The 1,072-nt window shown below is 52.4% G+C and carries 1 protein-coding gene and 1 pseudogene; both read right to left on the bottom strand.

Going from position 1 to position 1,072, the window contains the following annotated elements:
• A pseudogene (locus tag Q0628_RS14700) lies at positions 1-556 on the bottom strand (hypothetical protein); the annotation flags it as partial.
• 39 nt (positions 557-595) lie between these two features.
• Positions 596-1,072, bottom strand: a 477-nt coding sequence (bamD, locus tag Q0628_RS14705; protein WP_298772258.1) for an outer membrane protein assembly factor BamD, incomplete at its 5' end; no start/stop codon positions are given.

A 1,072-nucleotide genomic window follows, 5' to 3' on the forward strand; every position in this document is an offset into this window, starting at 1 on the left:
GGAGCGGAGTCTTTGCATCCATTTGGCCCCAGGTCGTATAGATTTCGGTGCCGGGCAATACCCAGTACCAGCGCACGGCGACGCTGAACAAGCTCTCGCCCGAAAGCGTCATCAGGTTCCTTGGTATGCCGAGTCTGTATTCTAGGAACAGGGGCATGCCCTGAATGGTGTAGCTGTAGTTGTGGGTGCGGTTCTTGCGGTCGGTGAGCACCACGGATTCGTTGTCATAGATGAACGAGATTCCCGCACTAATGAAGTTGTCCGGAAAAATCTGGTACTGGATTCCCGCCGAAATCGGAAAGCAGAAGTTCACCTTCTGAAAGTCCTGCTTGGCAACACTCAGCGATTCGCTTTCGGTCAGGGCGTCCTGCCTAAAGCTGTAGTAGAGGGTATCGATGGCGTTCTGGAAGTATTCTCGTTCGGGAAAGTCCAAGAAAGAAACTGCAGGCTGTAAAAAGATCGATAGCCTAGAACGGTCGCGGTTGGAAGTCTCTTCGGCGGCCATGGCAGATGCGGCAAGAATTGCCACAATGAGTATGCTAAAAATGACTCTCACCTGCTTGCGACTTCCTCATTTCACATTCCACATCACGTATCAGTTCTGCATTTCGCGGTCTTCTTTCCAGAAGCGCTTCTTCTGCGAATCCTTCTTCATGCGTTTTGCGAAGGCAATTTCAGCCTTGTCGATCTTCTTTTCGGTCTTTGCGATCTGCTTCTGAATTTTCTTGTCGTCGGGGGCCGCTTCGTTTTTCGCGATGTTCAGGTAGAGCTTCGCCGTTTCGAACTGGTCAAGTTCGTTGTAGGCCTGGGCAATCATGAACAAGGCTTCGGTACGGCGCTTGCTCTTGGGGTAGGTTTCCAGGAATTCCTTGAAGTAAATCACGGCGGCCTGGTACTTGTCCATGCGCAGGTAGAGCCTTGCGGTCTGGAATTCCTTTTCTGCCAGGCGCTCCACCAGAAGGTTATAGTAGTAGTTCACGGAGTCGCGCAGCGGCGTTTCGGGATAGTTCGACAGGTAGCGCTCGAAATCCTTCATGGCGATCGTCGTGTTCGCCTCGTCGCGGCTCACACG

It is taken from the genome of uncultured Fibrobacter sp. (assembly GCF_937877005.1).
GTDB lineage: Bacteria > Fibrobacterota > Fibrobacteria > Fibrobacterales > Fibrobacteraceae > Fibrobacter.